2 protein-coding genes are annotated in these 3,243 nt (G+C 48.1%); one reads left to right on the top strand and one right to left on the bottom strand.

Annotation, left to right across the window (positions count from 1 at the left end; translation table 11 throughout):
* Window positions 1-425: 425 nt before the first annotated feature.
* On the top strand, window positions 426-2,174 hold the full coding sequence (locus AAIG11_RS17735) for a stalk domain-containing protein (protein WP_343187537.1): 1,749 nt from the start codon (window positions 426-428) through the stop codon (window positions 2,172-2,174).
* Between the two features lie 95 nt (window positions 2,175-2,269).
* Here the strand turns inward: AAIG11_RS17735 and AAIG11_RS17730 are convergent, their stop codons facing one another.
* Window positions 2,270-2,854, bottom strand: a complete 585-nt coding sequence (locus AAIG11_RS17730) for a TetR/AcrR family transcriptional regulator (RefSeq protein WP_343187536.1) — start codon at window positions 2,852-2,854, stop codon at window positions 2,270-2,272.
* Window positions 2,855-3,243 lie beyond the last annotated feature (389 nt).

Raw genomic sequence — 3,243 nt, 5'->3', positions numbered from 1 at the left:
TGAACATGGTCTCTCTTTGTCATCATTCGAATCACCCCTTATATCTATATTCGACATCAAGGGGCGAATCTCCTTTTTGATTGCAAGAAAAAAAGCCTATTTTCATAGACTTTTTCAACAACCTCACACTGTCCAAAGGGACAGTGTTTGCTGTTTTCGGGACTGCTTTTCCTGAAAACAGGTCTTTATGCCCAACATCTCATGCGTTCACTGCAGCACGTGACCGATACACCACCCATTTAAAGTGTTGTCTGAAACCATCTCTCCCCCGCAGAGCGCTCACGAAAAGCATATGATAGCCCCGGGTTTCTCTCCTATATTTTGGGTATTAATCATAATGGCGACAGGTTTTGATACTCCTGATGCGGCAACATTGTTGTCCGTTCTTATGTCGGTTTTTGTCGGATCGAAAAGGAGGGGTTCACGTGCGCGTAACCTTCATTAACCAGCGTCGCTTTTTTTCATGCCTGATGATCTTCACCGGTTTGCTGATTTTCTTTCTTATAGCCGCTTCTCTGTCATCACCTGTGTGGGCTTATGAACTTATCAACCCGGATGTGCTTGACCAGTTGAAGCCCGAACTCCCCGGCCACGACCAAATTAAACTGGCGCCCATTAAAGCGCCCACCAATCTCACCGCCGCTTCCAAAACCCAGGGTGTCATCACCCTTCGATGGATGGATCAGTCGGACAACGAGCATGGTTTTATAGTGGAACGCCGGGGTAAAATCAACGACTTTTCCCAGGTGGCTGTGCTGTCTCGCAACACATTAGAGTATACCGACAGTGAAGCTTCCACATACCCCATATTCCCTGGAGAAACGTACTATTACCGGGTAAAAGCCTTCAATGACGAGGATCAGTCTGCCTACTCCAACATCGTGGAGATAACCGCTCTGAAAACAGCGCCTCCCGTCGCCCCGGTGATTCTCCGCGCTGAAATTGTCACGTCTTACCGCTATCCGGTTCAGCTTCTCTGGGAAGATCGATCCAATGATGAAACCCGGTTTGAAGTTCAGCGCCGCAGAGAAGGTCACGGGTATTTTGTGGTGGCCGATCTGCCGCCTGACACAACAACCTATCAGGACAGTTTCGATTATGAAGAAGGCGCCACTTACTATTATCGCATTGAAGCCTTCAACACTTACGGCTCTGTCTATTCCAATGAGATTCCGGTCTACTACCCGACGCAGAATATCAGTGGCCCTCCTCAGGTCATGGGCGTTTCTCAGAATTCCACCACTATTCTTCTGCAATGGAGTCATGTGCCGGAAACCAGTATCCCCAATTTGGTACAGGGATATATCATTAATGTTGGTCAAGAAACCCCCTTGCCCTATGACGTGGTCGGCCCGGATGTGACATCACTTTTGATCACCGGACTTGAACCGGAAACCATCTATCGTATTGCTGTGTCTGCCAAAGTGAATGTTCTGCCTGGTCTTGGCACCACAATCAAGGTGCAAACCGGCCCTCCGGCTCCCATTCAGGTAAAAGCTGTGAAAAAAGGAGATACCTCTGTTGAGCTTACCTGGCAAACCACTTCCAAATATCATCCCCAGCTGGACTATGAAATCCAGTTCCGGGACGAAAAGAGCTCCTTTTCGACCTTCACCCGAATCAAGCAGCCGGAAACCCTGAAGTACCTGGTCACTGGCCTGGATCCCGACAAAAACTATGCTTTCCGTGTCATCTGTTATCATGTTGTCCATGCCTCCGATCCTTCTGAAGTGGTCGTCCCCATAGAAGAAACTTCTTCTGGGCTTGCCAGCTCTCCCGCCCAGTTTGAAATCGTGCTGAAAGTGGGTCAACATGCCTACTCTGTCAACGGCCAGCAAAAGCAAATGGACGCTCAGCCTGTTATTTTTCAGGGAAGAACCCTCCTCCCCATCCGCTACATCACCGAAGCCCTTGGTGCTGGCATTGCCTGGAATGGACAGGATCAGAAAGTCACCATCACCCAGGACGAACAGATCATTGAACTTTGGGTCAACAACAGCACGGCCATGATCAATGGACAACCGGTTCCCATTGATGTGGGAAACAGTCAGGTAACCCCTCTCATCATTCCACCCGGCCGCACCATGCTCCCTCTGCGGTTTATCACCGAGAGTCTGGAATGCCAGTTGAAATGGGATGCCGATACGCAGCAAATTACCATTATCAGGCAATAGCACCGGCTTTACAAACATAAACAAGAGCCCTCCTTGTGAAAATCCAAAGATGGCTCTTGTGGCGGTTGCTTCCTACTATGCGGTCACCCTTTTACTTACATCAGCCGGATAATTGCTGACAGAGACTGACGGCCTTCCTGCGTCAGATCATAATGTTCTTTTTCAATGGCCCACAGGGTGATCACACCCAGCACCGTGGCTCTCCAAAGATCAAAGAACGCTTCTTTCGTCATGCCGCTGGTGAATTCACCCTGTTCCTGTCCCCTTTCGATCAGCTGATAGAGATACTTCTGCTGAATATCCAACCGCACCTCGTCGCCGGACATGGATTCAGAAATTAACATTTGCATGCAGTTTTTTGAAAAGTCATGACCATCTTCTTTAACAATGCGCATGTAGTCATCCACAAATTGAAGGTACAGCTGGGTACATGACTGGCTTTCATCATACGAAAAAGTGTCAGCCAATCGTTCATTGAGTTCAATGGCCAACCGGTTAAGAATGTCCCGTTTACTGTTGAAATAGTTGTAAAAGGTGCCTTTTGCATAGCCGCTGGCCGCGCAGATCTGGCTGACGGTCACTTTATGGTACCCGTATTCTTTCACGAGTTCCATGGAGGTATCCACCAGCTTTCGATAGGTTTCCTCTGCCTGCAAATCACGTTTCGTAGGTTGTTTCACCGTCCACGAACCCCTTTCTTCCCCTGTGTCCAAAGCTTACCCTCACGGTTAACCCTTTGCCTCCTGATTGTCAGTCAGTCATCGCAACCGCTTGATCGACAAATTCGCACCATCGCTGAGCACTGCCCTTATTCTATCATACATTCCAGCAATCATTGCTGATCAATTTAGATAATTGCGTGAATTATTTCCTTTTGTCATATCATCATCTGAAAAACAGTGCCGCCATACAGAAAGCCGTGCTTCTCTTGCGAGAGGCACGGCTGAGGTTGTCGAAAAAGTCATGTTTTAGAGATGAAACATGGCTTTTTTGCGCTTAGAATCAGTTTTGAGGGGTGATATTGCTTTGAGAAAGGGTATTCCTATCCTCTATTATCAAGGATAGTGGC

This window comes from Anoxynatronum sibiricum (assembly GCF_039414295.1).
In the GTDB taxonomy this organism is placed as follows: domain Bacteria; phylum Bacillota; class Clostridia; order Peptostreptococcales; family Tindalliaceae; genus Anoxynatronum; species Anoxynatronum sibiricum.
Note: the sequence above shows the minus strand (reverse complement) of the source record. Positions and strands in the feature narration are given on the sequence as shown.